Here is a 1,805-nt window from a genome sequence, read left to right as displayed (position 1 = left end):
GGGCGACACCGACACGGACCGGGTCATCGCCGCGCTGGAGGCGCTGCAATACGACGTCGCCAAGGGCCCCGAGCGCTACCGGGCCTGCGACCACCAAGCGATCCAGTCGGTGCTCATCACGGAATCCAAGAAGAAGTCCGAGATGCAGGGCGAGGCCGACCTGTTCAAGATCCTCGAGGTCGAGCCGGGCGCGGAGGCGATGCTGCGCTCCTGCGACGAACTCGGCCACCGGGCCTGACGCGAGCGGGGGCGGCCATGGATCCGGGATTCCTCGACCTCGAACTGATCGCGATGCAGCTCTTCTCGGGCGTGGCGCTCGGCGCCGTATTCGTGATGCTGGCGCTCGGCCTGTCGATCATCTTCGGCATGCTCGGCATCGTGAACTTCGCCCACGGCAACGTCTTCATGATCGGCGCCTATGCGGGCGTGTTCGTGATGGAGCGCACGGGCTCCTTCTGGGCCGCGCTGCTGTTCGGGCCGCTGATGGTCGGGGCGCTCGGCATCCTGATCGAGCGCTTCCTGATCCGGCCGTTGGCCGGGCGCTCGCCGGACGATCCACTGCTGCTCACCTTCGGGCTCGGCTACGTACTGGTGGAGGGCGTCCGCATCCTGTTCGGCTCGGACGGCCTGCCCTTCGCCACGCCTGAGGAACTCTCGGGCGTGGCCGATCTCGGCATCGGCTTCTTCCCGATCTACCGGCTGTTCGTGGTCGGCGTGGTGGCGCTGGTCCTCGTCGCCCTCTGGTACGGACTGGAGCGCACGCGGCTCGGCCTAATCGTACGAGCCGGCGCCCGCGACCCCGAGATCCTGCGGGTGCTCGGCGTCGATATCCAGCGGCTCTGGCTTTGGGTGTTCGCGCTCGGCATCGCGCTGGCCGCGCTCGGCGGCGTGCTCGCCGCACCGATGCGCTCGGTCAATCCGGAGATGGGCAACGTCGTGCTGGGCGAAGCCTTCGCCGTCACGGTGATCGGCGGGATGGGCTCGCTGATGGGCTCGGTCGTGGCCGGGCTGCTCGTCGGCATCGTGGTCTCGATGACCGTGCTCTTCGCCCCCGAGATGGCGAGCATCGCGATGTTCGCCTTCATGGCCCTGGTTCTGCTGGTCCGGCCGCAGGGCCTGTTCGGCAAGCCCGGACTCGGCGTCTGAGGAGCCCCGCAATGCAGACCCTCGACCAGACTGTCGTCGAGGCACCGCCGACGGTGCCGCGACGCTCGCCGATCGCCCTCGACGGGGTCTCGCGCTGGCGCGCGCCGCTGTCGATCCTCGCGCTGCTGGCGCTTCCCTTTCTGCTTCCCTCGCAGGCGCTCGCGGTCAACGTGCTGATCTACGGGCTCTACGCCGTCGGCTACAACCTGCTCTACGGCTATACCGGCCTGCTCTCCTTCGGCCACGCCGCCTTCTTCGGCACGGGGGCCTATCTCACCGGGATCGGCATCGGCGCGTTCGGCCTACACCCGCTGCTGGCGATGGCGCTGGCGGTCGTCGCCGCGAGCGGGCTGGCACTCGTCATCGGCACGGTGTCGATCCGCTCGCGCGGCATCTACTTCGCCATGGTGACGCTGGCGCTCGCCCAACTCGTCTACTACGTCGCGCTCCAGGCCTCCTCCTGGACCGGGGGCGAGAACGGGCTTCGCGGCTTCACGGTCTCGACCATCGACCTCGGGATCGTCTCCCTCGATATCCTGAACCCGCTGACGAAGTACCTCTTCGTGCTGGTCTTCGTCGGCGCGGCGCTCGCGCTGATCTCGCGCATCCTCGCCTCGCCCTTCGGCGCGGTGATCGAGGCGATCCGCGAGAACGAGACC

2 protein-coding genes and 1 pseudogene are annotated in these 1,805 nt (G+C 68.6%); all 3 read left to right on the top strand.

Translation table 11 applies throughout. The features are described 5' to 3' along the window. Positions 1-238, top strand: a pseudogene (locus ACPCJR_RS26270) (ABC transporter substrate-binding protein); the annotation flags it as partial. A 17-nt stretch (positions 239-255) separates the two neighbouring features. Beyond that, entirely contained in the window at positions 256-1,146 is an 891-nt protein-coding gene (locus ACPCJR_RS26265; protein WP_391516490.1) for a branched-chain amino acid ABC transporter permease, read from the top strand. A gap of 11 nt (positions 1,147-1,157) precedes the next feature. Beyond that, positions 1,158-1,805, top strand: a 648-nt coding sequence (locus ACPCJR_RS26260; RefSeq protein WP_391516489.1) for a branched-chain amino acid ABC transporter permease, incomplete at its 3' end; no start/stop codon positions are given.

Source organism: Methylobacterium sp. NPDC097929 (assembly GCF_049543375.1).
In the GTDB taxonomy this organism is placed as follows: domain Bacteria; phylum Pseudomonadota; class Alphaproteobacteria; order Rhizobiales; family Beijerinckiaceae; genus Methylobacterium.
This window is presented reverse-complemented; position numbering and strand designations above follow the sequence as displayed.